Genomic DNA, 20,027 nt, shown 5'->3' with positions numbered 1-20,027 from the left:
TGAACATGATGTCATTAGAAATAGAACGAAAATTTCTCTTACCTGAATTTCCTGAAGCACTGGTTAAGGAAGGAACACTTCGCGTACGCTCAGAGCAACGGATTGAACAGACCTATCTGGCGCTGGATGCTACGCAGGAATTGAGAGTTCGAAGAATTATGGATCTGATCACTGAAGAGGTTGAGTTTACACATACATTTAAGAGCGGGAATGGTCTCGTTCGTGAGGAAATTGAATACTCCATCACTGAAGAGATATATGCGCAGATTGTACAAGCCTTCAAGGCAGTGCCCCTTACGAAGAACCGTATAACAGCAGAATGGGAAGATACTCTCGTTGAAATTGATTGCTATGATCAAATCAACATGACTGTAGTCGAGGTTGAATTCGAGTCTATCAAGGCAGCAGAATCTTTCGTAGAACCAGACTGGTTCGGTAAAGATATTAGTTCGGAGAAGCAGTATAGCAATAAGAAAGTGTGGAGAGATCTTCAAGAGGAAGTCAAATAGCCGAGTGAATAAAGATTACGTTGCCTTAATAGCAATTGACATTATTATGCTATTTGTAGGGCATACAATAACACAAAAGACTGCGGAGAAAGATCGCAGTCTTTTGTGTTTCTAACGTATTCATAAATATCCCCAAAATTAGAATACACTCGAAATCTTAAGTTGCTCCTTTTGTAAATACTCTATGATCATGGGTAGAATGTCTAATGTTGCTTTGGATTCATGTAAGAGTATGATGGCTCCTGTAGATCTAGTTTGGGAGATATAATTAAGTGTTTGTTGCGGACTGTCATTATTCCAATCTTCAGGATCGTTGTTCCATAATACCATCCTCATGTTCTTCTTTGCTATTAACTCGGAGAGTTTATCATCTCGCGAGCCATAAGGTGGTCTGAACAGAAGTACAGGCTTGGAAGTGATATCCTGTATCAATTGATTGGTTCGCTCAAGCTCAGAAAGTTGCTTCTCCGCAGATAGATTAGATAGGTTAGAATGCGTCATGGAATGATTTCCAATCGAAAAACCATGGTCATGAACATACTTAACCGATTCGGGGAATTTCTGAACTTGTGTTCCCACAAAAAAGAATGTTCCACCAACATTATATTTGTTCAATATGTTGACGATATCCTTGGTGTAAATGGAAGGTCCGTCATCGAAGGTAATGGCAACATATCCAACAGGTACACTAAAACTAACGAAGTTGTCCAGTGTCACTGCGTGTTTCTCAGGTAGTTCGTTTTCCTCGGTAGGTTTCGTTACTGTAGCTAATGACACTGATGCTACAGTAGTAGGATTAGAATAAACCGATTCTTTCATCTCAAGCGTCGCTGCAGGTTCCAGATAGGTAGGTTCTGCTAAATCAGGAGCTACTGTAATGAACTTTGCGAATACTTTTTCACTTATATATGAATAACTGGGAAGGTAGATGAAAGATAGCATAGTTAAAATCATCGTCATAACTAATGTCCGAGATAAGATTGGTTTTAATCTGCTAACCATCAAAGGACGCAATCCATTTATCCCACTAGGTTCTTTATTAAATTCTGAGACATCTTGTTGATCTAAATTAGGAACCGCTGAGTTTAATTGGTTCGGACTTTCAATAACTCTCAATGAAGAGATCTTCGCTGCATAAGCTTGAGAACATGGGAACATTGTTTTATTACTATTCTCATGATCATATGTAGTTATGTAGCTGTAATAATGGTTGTGTGATGCATTATAATAACTTTGTAAAGAAAGCCTGTATTTGATATTATCAGCAGCTTCGGTTATAGCCATAATATGATCTGCAGTATATGAATCAATCTCCCATTGCAGTAAGAAGGTTCGCTCAAAGGTAAACTTGATATGGATGTAATTAGTACTGGATCCTTTATCCACGTATAGGAGCTCCAGCCATTTCTCAGTGTGAGTGTGGATAAGCTTGCCCTCCTTGTATGCAGAGATTAGTATTTATTTTTCTGAAGGGGGTGAAAATGAAAAAGACATGCGTTCGGTAAAATCGGTGACAGTCTGTAGTAATTGTGTCTTTTCTTCCATAACCTTTTGGAATTGGCTTGAAATTTGCGCATTCTCAGCTTCTGAATCTCGTATTGTTTCTTCTAGTTCTTTTATCTTCTGCATGCTATCATACTGATGTTTTGCAAACTCTTCATTTATTAGAGAGTATTTACTTTTTTCCTTCTCTAGTTGATATTTCAAGTTCTCGATCCCTGTATTTGAGGAGCTTTGATAGTCTTTATAATCCTCTAGAAGTTGATCATAGCTCATTTGTTTGTTTGTCAATTTATCCTCAAGTATTCTAAACTCTTTCTCCTTCTCAAGAATCATGTGTTCTTTCTTGTTCAAATCATTCTTAAGTCGGTTAATTGATTCATTAGCACTTGACAACTGGTCTTCCGTATCTTTACTTTTGAAATGGGATAATTGTCGGTCATTCAGAAGGTTCTCAACAGCAACAACAAGATCGAGAGCTGTTTTGTCTTGATCCAGAAATGAAAAGTCGAGTTTGGAAGAATCGACATCAGTTCCAATGAGTTCTCCTTCGGAAACCTCTTGTGAGGAAATAAGCTCATTTCCGGATTCAGAGCGAGCAGTTAAAACATTTTTCAACCATCCCCGTGTTTTAGTACTGGAATTGGATTTGTTAGTCACAATATTCATCTCCCATTGAAACGATTCTATTATATGATATCGGTATATAGAGCGTATGATTTTAGTTGAATAGCAATAAATGCACCTAGACTATTTGCTGAATAACATCTTTGAATATAGTGACATTACGATTGAAAAGATCAATGCGTGTCTCCCCAGGTTTCTGTGATGCCCCAGCGGTAACAATAATAATATCAGCATCCGTACAATCTTCATAACCCCCAGCCCATAGTTTAATGCCGCCAACGCAAGGAAGACCATGGTTCATATCAAGTGATTCGCCCAAAGCTTTTTCGTGATTTACGTCAATTAATACTAGTTCTGTCATACGATGTCTTTACAGTGATGTATATGCAGTAGTAGTTCCTACTGCGCCAGTACCAACAATCACCATTCGACTTGGTTTATGAGTTGGATCTATTACAATTACTTCACCCCTTGGAATGTCACATATTTTACTTTATTGTAACAAATTTCAGCAAACTTTTATATGATAGATTGTCTAAGTTTGTCACACTAAGCTTAATTGTACTATAGTCACCGTTAATTTAAACTATAGCTACTACAAATAACCATCTAATCACCATTAATTCGGTGGAATAGATGGTTATGGAATAATGATGTTATTTGTTATTTCGCCAATATTGTATCGCCTTGTCTAATCGTTGCATTGCTTCTACTGCGATTTCGCGCTGACATCCCATATTCATCCGTATAAAGCCTTCTGCAGTCCGCCCAAATGCCACCCCGTTATTACATGCAATTCTTGCGTTGTTCAGCATGAAAGAAGAGAGTTCTTCAGATGACATTCCAAGCTTACGGAAGTCAATCCAGAGTAAATAGGTGGCTTCTGGCATCGTAACTTGTAGTTCAGGCATGTGTTCCTTGATATAATGTATTACATATTCCATATTACCCTGGATATATAACAAACATTCATCAAGCCATTCTTCTCCATCATTGTAAGCTGCTTCTGTTGCAACTAAGCCGAATGGACTAATCGAACCTAACGCATACTTTTGAAGTGCTTCTACCAATTTACTTCGAATATCTGGATTAGGAATGATCATATTCGAAGTATGAAGTCCTGCAATATTAAAAGATTTACTAGGTGCCGTGCAAATAATGGACTGATTCCTTGCCTCCTCTGAGAGAAGAGCATAAGGAGTGTGTGATCCTTTATCGAAGAGAAGGTCGGCATGGATCTCATCCGAAATAACAAGAATATTCCGACGTGCACATAGCTCTGCTAAAGGTACAAGCTCTTCCTTTGTCCAGACGCGACCTACTGGATTATGTGGACTACATAAAATTAACATCTTCACTCGATCATCGATCTGTGCCTCTAGCTGAGCTAGATCCATCGTGTATTCACCATCTACTAAATGGAGTGGATTTTCTATAAGCTCTCTTCCATGGTTCTCTACGACTTGATAAAAAGGTGGATACACGGGTGTCTGAATGATGACTTTATCGCCGGGATCTGTGAAGGCTTGCACGATCAAGCTTAGTGCGGGTACGACACCAGGAGTATAAACGATCCAATCCTTTTCGATATCCCATTGGTGACGTCGTTTCATCCAGTCGATAATGGCTTGGAAATAGGAATCAGTCTGGAGCGAGTATCCAAATATGCCATGAGCTATTCTCTTCTGCAAAGCTTCAAGGACAGATGGAGGTGCCATGAAATCCATATCCGCTACCCACATAGGTAAGGCGTCTTTTACCCCGAAGATACTCTCGATTCCATCCCATTTTAATGATGCGGTATGATTACGTTGTGTAAGTTGGTTGAAATCCATGTTGTTGTCCCCCTAAGGTTAATCTAGAATAGAAGATAGTATAAGTTTGACCCAATACGCTCTCCTTGATAACAGTCATTATACTAAAGGAAAGTGATATATACTAATAAGAAGCAACTTAACTAAAAGGAGATCTTGTAATGCAATGGATTGCGATGTTAACGATGCTCATAGATCATATTGGGTATGTATTCTTTCCTAATGAGATGCTTTGGAGAATAATTGGAAGGGTGTCCTTCCCGATTTATGCATATGCACTAGTACAAGGACATTTGCACACATCGAATAAGTCAAAGTATATGATCCGATTGTTTATTATAGCGTTGGTGTCACAAATACCGTATCAACTAGCATTAGACCCCAATGGTATGAATGTCGTGGGGACTTTAGTAGTAGCAGTCATAGTCATGAATATAATAGATAGAATTTCTTCCAAGATGCTGTCAGCAGGGATTATTCTTTTATTTGGAATGGTGATGGAGGCATTTCCATTTGATTATGGAGCCTATGGACTTCTGCTAGTATTATTATTTAGATATTGTTCTTCTCATCAGTTAGTTGGTGCACATTTGCTACTTAACTTACTGTTTTTGTTCTCGAATAACTGGATATTACAAATGCTTAGTATTGTTCCGACGATAATTATGGTTTATGGTTCACAGCTTTGGAATAGGCTAGAATCGATGCGAGTGCCCAAATGGATATGGAGATCATTTTATCCTCTTCATCTTTGTATTTTAGTGGTTGTTCAAAAAACTATCATGTGATTAAGAGGGTGTCCCTAGCCATTTATAATGACTTATGGGACACCCTCTCTCTACACACCTGAATAGGCCATAAATCCACCATCGACTGGAATGGTTACGCCAGTAACAAAACCTGATGTATTCTCGTCACTTAGCCATAGAAGCGTGCCAAGTAAGTCCTTAGGTTCACCGAATCTGCGCATCGGTGTATGAGTGATAATTTTATGTGAGCGATCAGTTAATGTTCCATCCTCATTCTTTAGAAGTTTCTCATTCTGTTGCGTGAGAAAGAATCCCGGAGCAATGGCATTTACACGAATGCCACTCTCGGCCATATGGACTGCAAGCCACTGGGTGAAGTTATCGATAGCTGCTTTAGCTGCGCTATACGCAGGTACTTTGGTCATAGGTGAAGGTGCGCTCATCGATGAAATGTTAATAACTGTCGTTCCTTGTTTACCAAGCATTTGTTTCGCAAATATTTGCGTTGGAATCAGGCTGCCAATGAAGTTAAGATCGAGCACATTGCGAAAACCAGTAATACTTAAATCGAAGAATGTTGAAATATTAGGATTGTTTAAATCTTCGCTACTGAAAATTTCATTCGTAGTATTAGCGCTCGGATGATTTCCACCAGCACCGTTAATTAGTATGTCGCATGTCCCTAATTCTTCAAGAACTATTTCTGAAGCCTGAAGGACACTGCTATGTTCTGTCACATCGCATGAGACTGATATAGCTCGCCCCCCAATGGCCTGAATCTCAGCTACGACAGCAAGACCTTTCTCCATGGTACGATTTAGAATAGCAATAGATGCCCCTTGTCTAGCAAGTTCAAGTGCCATTACCCGGCATAAGACACCAGCCCCTCCTGTAATGACAACAACCTTACCTTTCAAAGATGGATGAACCGTTAATGAGTGAGTCATTGTTGCACCTTCTTTCCCTCAATTGTAGTTCCTTGTCGATAAGCATCCCAAAGTCCCCATAGGTACATGATACCGAGTGCTCGGTCATATAAACCGTACCCAGGTCTACATTGTTCATCCCATATATGTCGACCATGATCAGGTCTGCAATAACCTTCAAAGCCATTCTCATGGAAAGCTTGCACAATTCCTGTAATATCAACCGTGCCATCTTGCGTACGATGTGATGTTTCAATGAAATCTCCATTATCAAATACGCGAACATTACGAATATGGGTGAAAGGAATGCGATCGGCGAACTCGTGGATCATGCCAATAATATCATTATCAGGATTGGCTCCAAGCGAACCACTGCATAATGTAAGACCATTATAAGGACTATCGTGCAATTGTAAGAACTTACGGATATGATCTTGGCTAGTTATAATTCGTGGTAGTCCAAATATAGGCCATGGTGGATCATCCGGATGAATGGCCATCTGAATATCGTGTTCAGCCGCAAAAGGAATAATTGCATCTAAGAAGTATTTGGCGTTGTCCCACAGATCATCGACAGTGACATTCTTGTAAGCTTCAAAGAGTGCAGTCAAATGCTGTAAACGTTCTGGTTCCCAACCGGGCATCGTAAAATCTGAATTTTGGTTAATTTGTTTCACTAGCTCGAAGGGATCGAGACCACTAACTTTGCTCTTCTCATAGAAGAGAGCTGTTGAACCATCACTTGCTTCTTTATATAGATCAGTACGTAGCCAATCGAAGATGGGCATGAAGTTGTAACAGATCACCTTAACACCTGCTTGTGCTAGCTTAGCGATTGTTCTTTTGTAATTCTCGATATACTTGTCGCGACTGGGAAGTCCGAGCTTTATATCTTCATGAATATTAACACTCTCCACGACATGTATATGAAGACCAGCTTGCTCTGCCTGTTCTTTGATTTCGAGTATTTTCTCCATTGGCCATTCTTCACCGGGTAATTCATCATGAAGCGCCCAAGCGATGCCTTCAACACCTGGGATTTGTTTTATTTGTTGAAATGTAACAGTATCGTTATTCTCACCGAACCATCTGAATACCATTTTCATAATGCGTTCACTCCATTATATAATTTTGAAATAAGCTGGGTACTTTTCCTTTAATAGAGCTTGATCAGTAATCGTCAGGTGTAAGTGGTCGCTCATCAGTTGTTCAGCCTGTTGATGATAATGCCACTCTATGGCCTGAACCATTTGGAGATGTTGATTATAGAGCAGATCCCAATGTTGATCGGCTGCTAAGCGTAGTGTTCTAGTTCGATTCAAGTGTACGTTCATTTGTTGCATGATCGACCATGTGTTCAATTTATTACAACCATCAAATAGGATACGATGGAAGGCTTCATCAAGCTCGAACATAGTGATGTGATTGTGTTCCTCGATACATAATTGTTGTAACGCTAGATTACTCTTTAACATCGCTAATTGATCGGAGGGAAAACTTGTGCATGCGAGTTGAATAATGGCTTTTTCTAATTGTTCACGCATGAAGCGTGCCTCTTCAACAAGATCTAAATCAATGAGGGAGACGAAGGTTCCGCGTTGAGGGTATATTTCCAATAGACCTTCTTGTGAGAGTCTAACGAAGCTTTCCCTGACAGGTGTTCTGCTCACATTGAACTTGATCGACATTTCCTTCTCGGATATTCCGGTGCCCGGAGGAAGTTCTAACAACACAATCTGATCCCGTAGTGCATAATAGATAGCGTCTCGGGTTGAAATTGGTTGCGCTCTCATAAATAGATCCAATAGATCATCTCCTTATTAAGTAGGATAAATATATACTAGCATACTTGTATGCTAGTATGGTAGTAGGGAATTTCATCTGGATGGTAAAATGTGTCCGTATATTGCTAAGTTGGACAAAAAATATCCAAAAATAGGATTGAAATAATCCATATAAGCAGTTACAATATATGAAATAAACGCGCTTTCACAAAAGAGGGTTACTATGCGAAGTGAAGATATCGCCAAACTTGCGGGGGTGTCTAGAAGCACAGTGTCCCGCGTCATTAACAATTATTCAAACGTACCTGAGAAGACACGAGTAAAGATCATGAAGATCATTGAAGAACATCATTATGAGCCCAACACATCTGCAAGAGTGTTAGCAGGCAAGGGAACGAATACTATTGGGCTATTTGTTGTTAGTACCGCTGAGAAGCATAATCCGAATCGTATTTATCAGAATAATTATTTTGCACCATTTGTGGATGCACTAGTAGACACCGCTAATGCGCTTGGCTATTATGTGTTGATCCACACAATATACTCGGAGGATGATTTCCAGAAGGTAAGGCAAGCGTTCCAGCAGAAAAGAATTGACGGAGGCATTATTGTAGGTACCGAGAATAATATGGCTATGGCTAGAATCATAGCTGATCTGGAGGTACCTTTTGTTCTGATAGACTATGACATTGCAGAGTTGCTTGAGAATGGGCTAGACCGCAACAATTTGGCTGTTATAAACTCTAAAGATTATGAGGGTGCAGCAAAAGCGGTCGAACATTTGATTAGTCTAGGACATCGTGATATTGCATTTATTAGCGGTAGACAGAATACTTATTCTGGCCAACAGCGCTATCAGGCATATGTTATGGCGATGCATAATCATGGTTTGAATGTGGATAATGATTATATCTTAAGTGGTGATTTCCTAAGGGTTAAGGCTCAAGAGGAAGTGAGAAGGCTATTGCAATCTGATAAGAATACATGGCCGACTGCGATCTTCTCAGCGAATGATGAGATGGCTCTTGGAGCAATGGATGCTTGCAAAGAACTTGGAATTGCAATTCCGGAACAGTTATCACTCATTGGATTTGATAATATACCTGTAGCTTCACAACTGAATCCTAGTCTTTCATCTGTAAGTCTACCTATCTATGAAATGTCTCAAAAGGCAGCGATTAGTCTAGTCGAAATGTGTGAGAAGGGAAGCGTATCCTTCAGTACAATTAGCTTTCCAACACAGTTAATGATCAGGGAATCCACTAAGAAACTGGGATTCTAGGCTTTAAAGAAGAAGGTTTTTATAGTAACCATTTCACGATATTATTCTAAAGTGTTCCCCTTTACAGGGGATTCATTTAACGCGAAATAAACACGCGTTCATAGATTTATAAATTGAGAGGAGTTTTGTAAATGAAGTACGGATCTTTCGATGATAAGAACAAAGAGTATGTTATTAACACGCCTAAAACACCGTATCCTTGGATCAACTATCTTGGTAATGAGAAGTTTTTCGGTTTGATGTCCAATACGGCGGGTGGATATTCCTTCTACCGTGATGCTCGGCTTCGTAGATTAACTCGTTACCGTTACAATAACATTCCAGTAGATAATGGTGGTCGTTACTTCTACCTGTATGATGAAGGTGATTTCTGGACTCCAGGTTGGATGCCAGTCAAGAGAGAACTCGATTTCTATGAATGCCGTCACGGTCTCGGTTATACCTCTATTACGGGTGAAAGAAATGGAATTCGCGTTAATCAATTAGCACTAGTACCTTTGAATTATAACGGTGAAGTTCATAAAGTAACGGTATCCAATACATCAAATGCAACGAAAAAAGTGAAATTGTTCTCATTTGTAGAGTTCTGTTTGTGGAATGCATATGACGATATGACGAACTTCCAACGTAACCTAAATACAGGTGAAGTAGAGGTGAAGGATTCTGTCATTTATCATAAGACAGAGTATCGCGAACGTCGTAATCATTTTGCTTTCTTCTCGGCGAATCGGCCGATGGATGGATTCGACACGGATCGCGAGTCCTTCTTAGGTCTATATAATGGTCTTGATAACCCACAAGTGGTTGCTGCTGGACAATCATCCAATTCTATTGCAAGTGGTTGGTCACCGATTGCTTCACATTGTATGGAGATTGAACTTGCACCTGGAGAAGAAATAAGTTACAACTTCATATTGGGGTATGTAGAGAACCCAGAGGAAGAGAAGTGGGAAGCGCTGGATGTCATTAACAAAACACGCGCTGAAGCGATGATACAGCAATTCGCGAATGAATCAGACGTGGACAGAGCGATGGAAGATCTTCAAGCTTACTGGAATGATCTTCTGTCTAAATATACGGTTAATAGTGGAGACGACAAGCTGGATCGTATGGTTAATATTTGGAATCCATATCAATGTATGGTTACCTTCAATATGTCACGTTCAGCTTCTTACTTTGAATCCGGTATTGGCCGTGGTATGGGCTTCCGTGACTCCAATCAGGATCTACTTGGATTTGTACACCAAATTCCAGAACGGGCGAAAGAGCGTATCATTGATATTGCCTCAACTCAATTCGAGGACGGCGGAGCATATCATCAATACCAACCATTAACGAAACAAGGTAATAACGAAATCGGTGGTGGATTCAACGACGACCCATTATGGTTGATCCTCGGAACAGCTGCGTACATTAAGGAAACGGGAGATTTCAGCATTCTAGATGAAGAGGTTCCTTTCGACAGTGATCCGAATAATACAGCAAGCTTATTCGAACACTTGAAACGTTCCTTCTACCACGTCATTGAGAATCTTGGACCACATGGTCTACCACTCATTGGTCGTGCAGATTGGAATGATTGCTTGAACTTGAACTGTTTCTCTAACGTTCCAGATGAGCCTTACCAAACGACTCAGAACTTAGAAGGACGCGTAGCAGAATCTGTGTTTATCGCGGGTCTATTCGTATTCACGGGACCAGATTTTGTGGAACTATGTAAACGTAGAGGGCTTGACGACGAAGCTAATGCTGCGCAGAAACATATTGATACCATGACATCAATAACGCTTGAGCATGGGTTCGATGGTGAATGGTTCTTGCGTGCTTATGATCATTATGGTAATAAAGTGGGAAGTAAAGAGAATGAAGAGGGACAAATCTTTATTGAGCCACAAGGATTCTGCGTCATGGCTGGAATTGGTGTTGAAGAAGGATTAGCGAAGAAAGCCTTGGATGCGGTTGAAGAAAGACTAGATACGAAATATGGTATCGTTCTGCAGAATCCACCATATTCCAAATACTATATTAATCTTGGTGAAATTTCCTCGTATCCGCCAGGATACAAAGAAAATGCAGGCATATTCTGCCACAATAATCCATGGATTATGATGGCTGAGACGACTATTGGCCGTGGAGATCGTGCATTTGAACTTTACAAGAAGATTGCACCTGCCTATTTGGAAGAGATCAGTGATATTCATCGTACAGAACCATATGTCTATTCTCAAATGATTGCAGGTAAAGATGCGGTGCGTGAAGGTGAGGCGAAGAACTCTTGGCTAACGGGTACAGCAGCATGGAACTTTGTGGCAATCACACAATCCATACTCGGGATTCAACCAGAATTTGATGGACTTAGAGTGAATCCATGTATCCCAACAGCTTGGGATGGATTTAGTATCACACGTGTCTTCCGTGGAGATACCTTTGTAATTAACATTACGAATCCAAACCATGTATCCAAAGGAGTAGCCTCCATGACTGTCGATGGTAAATTGATCGAAGGTAACGTACTATCCGTTATTGGCGATGGCAAGACACATCAAGTGGACGTTGTATTAGGATAAACATAATATAGTTTATACTGAAATAGATCATGGCTTAGGCTATGGTCTATTTTTTATGGGAAAATGTAAATTCTTATGCATAAAAACCGATGTCATTCACTTAATTTTTAAAATATTACTTATTATAGAAGGTTTAAGCCATCAATAGGTAGAATGTATAGATTATTCAATATTGATATCTATAACTTTAATCTAAATATTACTACTGAGGTGCTGTTTACTATGAAGGTTGTACCCAAAATGATGGCTGTTATTATTGTGTTGATCATGATCTCATTAGTTCTTATCTCAACCAATAATAGAGAAGTTCAGCAAGATCAGCAAGATCAGCAAGAAAACACTATAACAATTAAAGAATGGCAGACCAAATGGGGCTCGCAGGCCGAGTTAATGGGAGATACAGCTTTAGAACTGCAGGAGGATTGGGTAGATGGTGACTCAAGCGAGCCAATACCCATTAAACCGAAAATCGATTCAACCCTATGGTATAAGATACAGTTATCTGAGATGCATTGGGGTACCCCAGCATTATTTATCAATAACAATTATAGACAGGATATTGCCCTTAAGACAAGTAATTCGCTAATATATGAATCGCAGAACATGGATGACTATAAAGTGAACGAGGTTATTAATCCCAAGAAGTTGAACGATTCTAACGAATTAATGTATGTAGGAACTGCAACAGACATTGGAAGAATAGGCATTCAGGATAGACTAGTGCTTGGGAACTTCCATGAACGGATCTCGAGATTTGTTAATCAGGATCTGATTGATGTTATTTTTGGTAGCTCGTTTATTTTTGTATCGGTCATAATGCTGATTGGCTCCATTTTTCTAAGAAAAGAATTTTTATCGATGTGGTTTTCATTGTCAGTCATTATTTTCTCTATAGGTATTTTACTGATGACCTATTCATCTTATTTATACATGTTATTTGGAAGCCAGGGGAAGTTATTTGATATTGCGTTTGATTGTTCAATGTTTGTTTTGTTGCCATCATTAACGTTCTTCTTTGAGGAAACGTTTGGTAGTGGATATCGTTCTATTGTGAAACATTTTCGAAGATTCCAGGTTGGATACTCTATTATTTGTTTTATGTTTATGTTAATGAATGAGTTTTTGAGAGACAAGTATTATGAATACTATTATTTTGTTTCTGTCGAGATTTTAGGGTACACGATTATCGTTCAATGTCTGTTATTGGTCATTACTTCGATTGTTTATGTCGTTAAGGGCAATAAGGATGCCTTAATTCTATCCATTGGAATCATGCTTATTGCAGGAACTGTTTTAATTGAAATGGTACAGTTTTATTATAGCTCGGGAAACTATGACTTTTTTGCTTGGAAATGGGGTGTTGTCGCATTTATTGTAGTGCTCATTATTATTAGTGGAAGAAGATTCGCTGCTAATCACGATCAAATTGTTCAATATTCTAAGGAACTGGAATTATTTAATAATGAGCTACAACGCTCCGAGAAGATCGAGATCATTAGTGAGCTGGCAGCATCAGTTGCACATGAAGTGAGAAATCCGTTACAGGTGACAAGAGGATTCTTACAGTTATTATTGGAAAGTTATGAGAAAGAACGGGAGCGAGAGTATTTGACATTGGCACTTGATGAACTAGATCATGCTTCGAATATCATTACTGATTTCCTGACATTTGCTAAGCCTGGATTCGATCGGACTATAGAGTTGAATATTTATGATGAATTGAAGCATGTTGAAGGTATTCTTTTGCCGCTTGCTAATTTATCAGGTGGAGAAATTAAGGTAGAGGTTCCTCAGGATATTAAGATCAGGGGCGATTCATCTAAGTTTAAGCAGGCTCTTATCAATTTAATTAAGAATAGTATTGAAGCTTGGAAAGGTGGAGGTGATATTAGAATATGGGCTTATCAAGATCATTCATCTGTGTCTATCCATATTCAAGATAATGGCGAGGGAATGGATCAGGAGGAATTAGCACGATTGGGAGAGCCCTATTTCTCGAATAAAACGAAAGGAACTGGATTAGGCTTAATGGTGAGTTTTAGAATAATTGAAGTAATGAAAGGAGAAATTCAATATAAAAGTCAAAAAGGGGTTGGGACAGAGGCGGTCATTACCTTCCCATCCATCTTGGATTGAATCCATGATGGATAGAGAGGTAGTGTGCCCCATGCCCAACCCTTAGCAGTAATCTATGAAGTGAAAGGTAATGTAACTAAACTACCACTTTGCTTTTGTTTGAGTGTCATCAGGATTGTTTCCAGAAGGGCTAGAAGGAAGGACTAGATAGAATACATCGGATGATTCCTCCACTGTTCTAAGCTTAATATGATCTGGAATAATAACTCCTAGTGCGTCTTTGATCGCTTTCTTAGGATCTGTTAAGAGAAGTGCCTTGAAACTTGGATCCTCCCATGCCTTGTTAATGACTTGTGTTTGAAGGAGAGCCTGTTGCGCCATTAGAATCACCCTTTCAAATTGGTTAATACTTACTTTATGAGGATAACATGGGAAGTGAAATAAATCTACCATTATTTCATATTTTTTGATAAAAAGTAATATAATCCACCATGTATTTGTAATGTTTTGTCTTTCTCAATCCGTTCAGCATCTTTAATCAAATCATTAACAAGTGTTTCATGAAAGGATAAAAGGTAAGGAAGGTTTAAGTTTAACTGTTGAATATAAGTGTGATTACGAATGGCGACTTCTGTATAACGCTTCAATACACCATGGACAAAGATAGCATTTTTAATATATTCGATAGTTATAGGTTCCCCTGAATCATTCTCCGTTTTAATCATGGATATCAATCCGTTGTAGTTGTTTTCATTGTAATCTTCCTGCCAATCAATCCAGTCATCAGCCATCTGTAAAGTAATAAGGACATGATTGATCATGTCTGATAAGGGGGATACGAGTTCAGACTGCCCTGATAGTAATAAGGTACCTGTACTAGACAGCTTCAGGGGAGCGGCTTTACTGGCCATCATAGCTAAATTTGTGTGAAAGTAATCCTGTTGCTTCTCATTGGAGACACCGTCTGCCCATTCGATTATGTATTGGTGAAAGTATATCCAGAATGGGGAAGTGGAAGGAAAATAATTTCTGTAGATTTGTTGGAAATGCATAAGAAGTAAATTTGCGAGTGGTATTTGATCTCGATCTAAGTCGTCTTTACTATCCATGATATCATCTTGAATGAAGAAGTAGAGCATGGCAAATACATTGCCAACAGATAATGCGACATAATCCTCATTCTTAAGATGACTCAAATCCTTTAACCAAAAGGGCAATAGATAGCAAATATAGTTCTTTGCGCTATCCTCTCGTCGAGCATCAAATTTACTTAGATAAGTTAAGCCTTTGTGATTTAGTGGCGGTGGAAAATTCTCTACTACGCGTTGTGAAGCGACAAAGACATGGGCTATTTCATTTTCGAAGTCTGTATACCAATTCATAGAATCACCTGAATAATTAGAATTTTTGATGCCTTGCTTCAGATTCAACAGATGAATGTATTAGATTGGATAATAAAAGTGACACCTCCCTTTTCAATATTTTACTACAGTTATTTTAGTAATCCTATGTGAAAATCGTTTATATTGATAAAATAAATTTTTATTTTCAATAATTTGGATTTTTTTAGAGGGAAGTAACGAAGTTTGTCGAATTTTGAATAATACTGAAAAATAAACGAAGAGAGAGTACTATTTATTTTATGTTGAGGTGTATTCATGAAGTGGGTTCTAAGAAGTGTGTTTGTTGTTATGTTTATGATGATTGTCGGTACATCTTTTAATACGATCTATGCATCTCCTCAAGAGGAGCCAAGGCATGATTCCACTACAATTACGAAATGGCAATATTATTGGGATCAGAGTTATAGGGAATCTATACAAAATATAAATACTGTTCATCCCTCAAATTCCTGGACTTGGCGTGACTCAAATCTGAGTATTTCAAATCGTGAGCATTTAAGTGATCATTTATGGATCAAATTTAGACTGCCGGCATTTGGAATAAATACTCCAGCATTATTCATGAATAAGCTTTATGCGAATAAGGTCCATATATATTTAGATAATGAGATCCTTTATAAGGACGATAGAACCTATATGTATGATTTGAACACGATCCTTTTGCCGTTAAATCCTCAGGATGCAGGTAAAGAAATAGTTATGGTCTTACATGCACAGAATAATCGTATAGGTATGGTTGAGGAGATTATTGTCGGAGATTACCAGACACTACTCCAACGTTTCATCGTGACAAACTTGATGGATATCATTTTAGGAAGTTCTATTATTTTTATAGCGATAGTAATGCTTATTTGTACCATATTCTTAAGAAAGGCCCAAATAGCTGAATGGGTCCCACTAAATGTCGTGTTATTTTCGATAGGTATATTAATCATTACATATTCGCCTTTTTTATATAGCCATTACGGAGAATATGGTAACTTGTATATCGCCCTATTTGATATAGCTCTATTTACCTTTTTACCAGGTCTGACCTACATATTTGAATCCATGATTGGTAAGGGATATGGTGGATCTATTCGTAAATTGCGCAAATTCCAGGTGATCTACTCCCTGTTTTGTTTGGTTTTTATGTTGATCAACAGTCTTTATGATAATGAACTGTACGAAGCTTATTATGTGGTCTCCGTGCTGCTATTAGGTATTCTAATTATAATTCAAGGTATGATACTGATGATTCATGCCATATACTACGCCATTAAGGGGAATAAAGACGCTGGAATTATTTTTTTGGGATTTATTATATTCTCATTAGTGGTGATAGCGGAGTTTATATGGTTTTATATGCAAGAGAGAAATTATGAATTGTTTCTATGGAAATGGGGATTAATAGGGTTTCTGATCTCACTCATTGTAGTGCTTGGAAGGAAATTAGCGTTAAATCATCGTCGAGTTATTGAGTATTCTAAGGAACTCGAACGGTTTAATAATGAACTACAGCGCTCTGAGAAGATGGATATTATTAGTGAACTAGCAGCTTCTGTAGCGCATGAAGTAAGAAATCCACTGCAAGTCACAAGGGGGTTTCTTCAATTGTTGGAGGAGAAATCTAAGGATAAAGAGAGAGATTATTTAAAGCTTGCTATTGAGGAATTAGATAGAGCATCCAGCATTATTACAGACTTTTTAACATTTGCTAAGCCTGAAATTGAACAGGTTACTCTGCTAGATATTTTTGTTGAGTTTAAACATATAGAAAGCATACTTTTACCTTTGGCCAACTACCAAGGTGGGCGTATTCAGATTGATATTCCGTCTGGATTGATGATTCGCGGAAATGTATCTAAATTCAAGCAAGCGTTCATTAATATGATTAAGAATAGTATTGAGGCTTTGGGTGAAGACGGAGTTGTTAGAATATGGGCATATCAAGATACAGGACAAGTTGTTATCCATATCTATGATAATGGAGAAGGAATGGAAGCTGATGAAATTAAGCGTTTGGGAGAACCTTACTACTCTAATAAGACTAGAGGAACTGGCCTTGGTCTAATGGTGACGTTCAGGATCATTGAAGCAATGGAGGGAAATATTATGTTTACAAGTGAAAAAGGGATCGGAACAGAGGTCGTCATTGGTTTCCCAGTGGGCTCATAAGGGGAATAACGCATAGCGTGGAAATTATGATATACGAAGGGGCTATCTCATAAGCCATTAAAGGTCACTTATGAGATAGCCCCTTTTTTTCTGGAGGATTATCTATTATCTATTTTCTCTGGATACATGTCGTGATTCATGAGACGATGTTGTGCCATTTCCTCATATTTCGTTCCTGGACGTCCGTAATTACAGTAGGGATCAATGGATATTCCACCGCGTGGCGTGAATTTCCCCCATACTTCAATATACTTGGGATCCATCAATGCAATAAGATCATTCATAATAATATTCATGCAGTCTTCATGGAAATCTCCATGATTACGGAAGCTGAATAGGTATAGCTTAAGAGATTTACTTTCTACCATTTTAATATGAGGGATATAACTAATATAGATTGTAGCGAAATCTGGTTGCCCGGTAATAGGACATAAGCTTGTAAATTCCGGACAGTTAAATTTAACGAAGTAATCTCGGTAAGGATGCTTGTTATCAAAGCTTTCGAGAATGGAGGGATCATACTCTGTAACATATTTCGTCCCTTGATTTCCGAGTAACGTAATGTCTTCCATTTCATTAGGTTGTCTTCCTGACATAATATATGATACCCCTTTATTGTTTATTAAACGCCGCGTTTGTTCCCCCATACTAACGTATGAAGCTGAGGCAATACCCGCACATCATTAAGAATGGAGGAATCCATTACTTTATCAATAAGCCATTCATATCGCTGTAATAGAGTAGTCGTGAGTTGAGCAGAGTCCATTGTGTGGACATCTTCGTTCCCCACTTGTAGATACATAGTAGCATCCGGATAGCGAAGATGAACCTTAACAGCATATTCCAGATCATCCTCGTTAAAAACAACCACTTTTAGACTATGGGAATAAGCTGAAGGTCGAGAATTCAAGTTATCTATAATAACATCTAATACTTCCCATTCTGTACTCATGCCAGAACTTGGAGGCTTAGGGGACAATGTTACTTCATCAACGGTAGTGAGCCAATCTTGCCATTTGGAGCCTTGTGTTTCGACTGCAATTGTTATGTTCCGCTGGTGTAACAACTCAATTAATCTGCCAAGTTGCGGAAGTAAGGCGGGATTACCACCGGAGAGAGTCACATGTGAGAAGCGGTCTCCACCAACTTGGGAGAGTTCATCCCAGATCAGTTCAGGCGTAAGAAGCCTGATGTGTTCCTTTCCACTACCGTCCCAAGTAAAGCTTGAGTCACACCATGAGCAACGATAGTCACAGCCAGCCATACGAATGAACATCGTTTTTCTCCCGATGACCATCCCTTCGCCCTGGACGGTAGGTCCGAATATTTCGAGAACGGGAATGGGGCGATTTATCGTAGCGTTACTCACCCAATCATCCACTCCCGTCTTGCTTCGGCAAAGCTTGTAGGAGTTTCATAAAGTCGTACAAATTCTGTACGGATCTTTCTAGAGTGATTTATATCGTTCGGTTTATTGAAATGATCGGAGTTGTGCAAGGCATCTTCCATTTGCTCGAACAACCAGACGACCATATTCTCAGCCGTAGTATTCATTTTTGGTAAAGTTTCATTCAGATAACGATGGTCAAGAAAGGGCTCGATACGATCTTTCCAAATTTCTTTGATATCTCCGAAATCAATCGTTAATCCTATATCATTAGGTATACCACTAATTCCAAAGACGGCTTTGTACGTATGACCGTGTAGATTTTTACATTTCCCTTCATAGGCATGTAGGTGATGAGAGGCGTCGAAAGTGAATTCCTTACTGACGAGTACTCTTTTGGTGTGGTATCTGAGTTCATCACGCTGAATATCCCTTTCGAAGTGCTGAAGAGCATCTACGATGCGGAATTCCCCTGGTGTACGAGTCATCCTTCAGCACCACCCTTAAGTGATGCAGAATCGTTGCGTGCAACTAAATACTGATCAAGGCCTGCCTTTCGAAGCATGCATGCTGGACATTCTCCGCAGCCATCACCAATGATACCGTTATAACAAGTTAATGTACGATTCCGAATATAGTCGAATGCACCTAATTCATCAGACATTTGCCATGTTTCTGCTTTGTTCAACCACATGAGGGGAGTATGAACTACGAAATTATAATCCATAGATAGATTAAGAGTGACATTGAGAGATTTGATGAACACGTCTCTGCAGTCAGGATACCCACTGAAATCTGTTTCGCACACACCAGTAATTAAATGCCTCGCACCAATCTGCTTTGCAACGATCGCTGCGAAACTTAGAAATAGCAAGTTACGTCCATCCACGGTGGTGTTAGGAAGCTGGCCATCTTCGTGAGTGATATCAATATCGTGACGAGTTAGTGCGTTCGGAGCAAGTTGACTCAGCAGACTCATATCAAGTACGGTCTGTTTGACACCCAGATCAGCTGCAATACTTGCTGCGCACTCAATCTCTAATTTATGACGTTGACCGTAGTCGAAGGTAATGGTTTCTACCTCACTATAATTTTTCTTGGCCCAAAATAAGCATGTAGTACTGTCTTGGCCGCCGCTGAATACGACGACCGCTTTGTCGTTAATCATCACAAAAAACCTCGCAATCTTCTTTAAATTTCATAGAAGAATAGGAGATTCATGAACTGTATCCAACTCGAAAAAAGC

General features: G+C 39.0%; 18 protein-coding genes and 1 pseudogene. 6 read left to right on the top strand and 13 right to left on the bottom strand.

The features are described 5' to 3' along the window. Positions 1-8: 8 nt before the first annotated feature. Complete coding sequence (locus AC1TO9_RS11430) at positions 9-509, top strand: CYTH domain-containing protein (RefSeq protein ID WP_482055672.1); 501 nt, start codon at positions 9-11, stop codon at positions 507-509. 138 nt (positions 510-647) lie between these two features. On the opposite strand, the gene AC1TO9_RS11425 is transcribed toward AC1TO9_RS11430, so the two are convergent. The 4 genes and pseudogenes from AC1TO9_RS11425 to AC1TO9_RS11410 all read right to left on the bottom strand — a co-directional run bounded on the left by AC1TO9_RS11425 (position 648) and on the right by AC1TO9_RS11410 (position 4,471). Beyond that, entirely contained in the window at positions 648-1,895 is a 1,248-nt protein-coding gene (locus AC1TO9_RS11425) for a polysaccharide deacetylase family protein (RefSeq protein ID WP_482055513.1), read from the bottom strand. A gap of 72 nt (positions 1,896-1,967) precedes the next feature. After that, complete coding sequence (locus AC1TO9_RS11420; RefSeq protein WP_482055514.1) at positions 1,968-2,669, bottom strand: hypothetical protein; 702 nt, start codon at positions 2,667-2,669, stop codon at positions 1,968-1,970. An 88-nt stretch (positions 2,670-2,757) separates the two neighbouring features. After that, positions 2,758-3,063 (bottom strand): annotated as a pseudogene (locus AC1TO9_RS11415) (lactate/malate family dehydrogenase); the annotation flags it as partial. A gap of 229 nt (positions 3,064-3,292) precedes the next feature. Continuing rightward, positions 3,293-4,471 (bottom strand): MalY/PatB family protein, encoded by a 1,179-nt coding sequence (locus tag AC1TO9_RS11410; RefSeq protein WP_482059217.1) that lies wholly within the window; start codon positions 4,469-4,471, stop codon positions 3,293-3,295. A 140-nt stretch (positions 4,472-4,611) separates the two neighbouring features. Between AC1TO9_RS11410 and AC1TO9_RS11405 the strand changes: the two genes are divergently transcribed. Then, positions 4,612-5,238, top strand: coding sequence for a TraX family protein (locus tag AC1TO9_RS11405; RefSeq protein WP_482059216.1), 627 nt, complete (start codon positions 4,612-4,614; stop codon positions 5,236-5,238). A gap of 50 nt (positions 5,239-5,288) precedes the next feature. Here AC1TO9_RS11405 and AC1TO9_RS11400 read toward each other — a convergent pair whose 3' ends face one another. Genes AC1TO9_RS11400 through AC1TO9_RS11390 form a run of 3 tightly spaced genes read right to left on the bottom strand, consistent with a single transcriptional unit; the run spans position 5,289 to position 7,930 of the window. Next, a complete protein-coding gene (locus tag AC1TO9_RS11400; protein WP_482055517.1) occupies positions 5,289-6,146 on the bottom strand; it encodes an SDR family oxidoreductase in 858 nt (285 codons plus the stop codon). Next, positions 6,143-7,231 carry a mannonate dehydratase gene (uxuA, locus tag AC1TO9_RS11395; RefSeq protein ID WP_482055518.1) on the bottom strand — a complete coding sequence of 363 codons (1,089 nt, stop codon included), beginning with the start codon at positions 7,229-7,231 and terminating at the stop codon, positions 6,143-6,145. Before uxuA ends, AC1TO9_RS11400 begins: the two co-directional genes overlap by 4 nt. A 15-nt stretch (positions 7,232-7,246) precedes the next feature. Next, entirely contained in the window at positions 7,247-7,930 is a 684-nt protein-coding gene (locus tag AC1TO9_RS11390) for a GntR family transcriptional regulator (protein WP_482055519.1), read from the bottom strand. Between the two features lie 202 nt (positions 7,931-8,132). Here AC1TO9_RS11390 and AC1TO9_RS11385 point away from each other — a divergent pair, with 202 nt between their 5' ends. From AC1TO9_RS11385 to AC1TO9_RS11375, 3 genes are all read left to right on the top strand, one after another. Beyond that, the gene (locus tag AC1TO9_RS11385; RefSeq protein ID WP_482059215.1) at positions 8,133-9,191 is read left to right on the top strand and encodes a LacI family DNA-binding transcriptional regulator; all 1,059 of its coding nucleotides are present in this window, start codon (positions 8,133-8,135) and stop codon (positions 9,189-9,191) included. Positions 9,192-9,322: 131 nt separating this feature from the next. Further along, positions 9,323-11,758, top strand: coding sequence for a glycoside hydrolase family 94 protein (locus AC1TO9_RS11380; RefSeq protein ID WP_482055521.1), 2,436 nt, complete (start codon positions 9,323-9,325; stop codon positions 11,756-11,758). A 222-nt stretch (positions 11,759-11,980) separates the two neighbouring features. After that, on the top strand, positions 11,981-13,894 hold the full coding sequence (locus tag AC1TO9_RS11375) for an ATP-binding protein (RefSeq protein ID WP_482059214.1): 1,914 nt from the start codon (positions 11,981-11,983) through the stop codon (positions 13,892-13,894). An 81-nt stretch (positions 13,895-13,975) separates the two neighbouring features. On the opposite strand, the gene AC1TO9_RS11370 is transcribed toward AC1TO9_RS11375, so the two are convergent. Next, positions 13,976-14,215, bottom strand: coding sequence for an NHLP leader peptide family RiPP precursor (locus tag AC1TO9_RS11370; RefSeq protein WP_482055523.1), 240 nt, complete (start codon positions 14,213-14,215; stop codon positions 13,976-13,978). 71 nt (positions 14,216-14,286) lie between these two features. After that, positions 14,287-15,216 carry a hypothetical protein gene (locus AC1TO9_RS11365; RefSeq protein WP_482059213.1) on the bottom strand — a complete coding sequence of 310 codons (930 nt, stop codon included), beginning with the start codon at positions 15,214-15,216 and terminating at the stop codon, positions 14,287-14,289. A gap of 276 nt (positions 15,217-15,492) precedes the next feature. On the opposite strand from AC1TO9_RS11365, the gene AC1TO9_RS11360 reads away from it, so the two are divergent. Continuing rightward, entirely contained in the window at positions 15,493-17,394 is a 1,902-nt protein-coding gene (locus tag AC1TO9_RS11360; protein WP_482059212.1) for an ATP-binding protein, read from the top strand. 98 nt (positions 17,395-17,492) lie between these two features. On the opposite strand, the gene queF is transcribed toward AC1TO9_RS11360, so the two are convergent. Genes queF through queC form a run of 4 tightly spaced genes read right to left on the bottom strand, consistent with a single transcriptional unit; the run spans position 17,493 to position 19,949 of the window. Further along, the gene (gene queF / locus AC1TO9_RS11355; RefSeq protein ID WP_482055526.1) at positions 17,493-17,990 is read right to left on the bottom strand and encodes a preQ(1) synthase; all 498 of its coding nucleotides are present in this window, start codon (positions 17,988-17,990) and stop codon (positions 17,493-17,495) included. 26 nt (positions 17,991-18,016) lie between these two features. Beyond that, entirely contained in the window at positions 18,017-18,763 is a 747-nt protein-coding gene (gene queE, locus AC1TO9_RS11350; RefSeq protein WP_482059211.1) for a 7-carboxy-7-deazaguanine synthase QueE, read from the bottom strand. After that, on the bottom strand, positions 18,760-19,269 hold the full coding sequence (gene queD / locus AC1TO9_RS11345; RefSeq protein ID WP_482059210.1) for a 6-carboxytetrahydropterin synthase QueD: 510 nt from the start codon (positions 19,267-19,269) through the stop codon (positions 18,760-18,762). The genes queE and queD overlap by 4 nt, the downstream gene beginning before the upstream one ends. Then, positions 19,266-19,949 carry a 7-cyano-7-deazaguanine synthase QueC gene (gene queC, locus AC1TO9_RS11340; protein ID WP_482055529.1) on the bottom strand — a complete coding sequence of 228 codons (684 nt, stop codon included), beginning with the start codon at positions 19,947-19,949 and terminating at the stop codon, positions 19,266-19,268. Before queC ends, queD begins: the two co-directional genes overlap by 4 nt. Positions 19,950-20,027: the final 78 nt, after the last annotated feature.

It is taken from the genome of Paenibacillus sp. Y916 (genome assembly GCF_056786435.1).
The sequence above is the reverse complement of the archived record's forward strand: the minus strand, read 5'-3'. Positions and strand labels throughout refer to the sequence as shown.

Bases quoted from the DNA above. Each gene is read 5' to 3' on its own strand.
- AC1TO9_RS11400 (WP_482055517.1), bottom strand. From the start codon at position 6,146: ATGACTCACTCATTAACGGTTCATCCATCTTTGAAAGGTAAGGTTGTT.
- queD (WP_482059210.1), bottom strand. From the start codon at position 19,269: ATGACTCGTACACCAGGGGAATTCCGCATCGTAGATGCTCTTCAGCAC.
- uxuA (WP_482055518.1), bottom strand. From the start codon at position 7,231: ATGAAAATGGTATTCAGATGGTTCGGTGAGAATAACGATACTGTTACA.
- AC1TO9_RS11375 (WP_482059214.1), top strand. From the start codon at position 11,981: ATGAAGGTTGTACCCAAAATGATGGCTGTTATTATTGTGTTGATCATG.
- AC1TO9_RS11380 (WP_482055521.1), top strand. From the start codon at position 9,323: ATGAAGTACGGATCTTTCGATGATAAGAACAAAGAGTATGTTATTAAC.
- AC1TO9_RS11365 (WP_482059213.1), bottom strand. From the start codon at position 15,216: ATGAATTGGTATACAGACTTCGAAAATGAAATAGCCCATGTCTTTGTC.
- AC1TO9_RS11385 (WP_482059215.1), top strand. From the start codon at position 8,133: ATGCGAAGTGAAGATATCGCCAAACTTGCGGGGGTGTCTAGAAGCACA.
- AC1TO9_RS11410 (WP_482059217.1), bottom strand. From the start codon at position 4,471: ATGGATTTCAACCAACTTACACAACGTAATCATACCGCATCATTAAAA.
- queF (WP_482055526.1), bottom strand. From the start codon at position 17,990: ATGTCAGGAAGACAACCTAATGAAATGGAAGACATTACGTTACTCGGA.
- AC1TO9_RS11370 (WP_482055523.1), bottom strand. From the start codon at position 14,215: ATGGCGCAACAGGCTCTCCTTCAAACACAAGTCATTAACAAGGCATGG.
- AC1TO9_RS11405 (WP_482059216.1), top strand. From the start codon at position 4,612: ATGCAATGGATTGCGATGTTAACGATGCTCATAGATCATATTGGGTAT.
- AC1TO9_RS11360 (WP_482059212.1), top strand. From the start codon at position 15,493: ATGAAGTGGGTTCTAAGAAGTGTGTTTGTTGTTATGTTTATGATGATT.
- queC (WP_482055529.1), bottom strand. From the start codon at position 19,949: ATGATTAACGACAAAGCGGTCGTCGTATTCAGCGGCGGCCAAGACAGT.
- AC1TO9_RS11430 (WP_482055672.1), top strand. From the start codon at position 9: ATGTCATTAGAAATAGAACGAAAATTTCTCTTACCTGAATTTCCTGAA.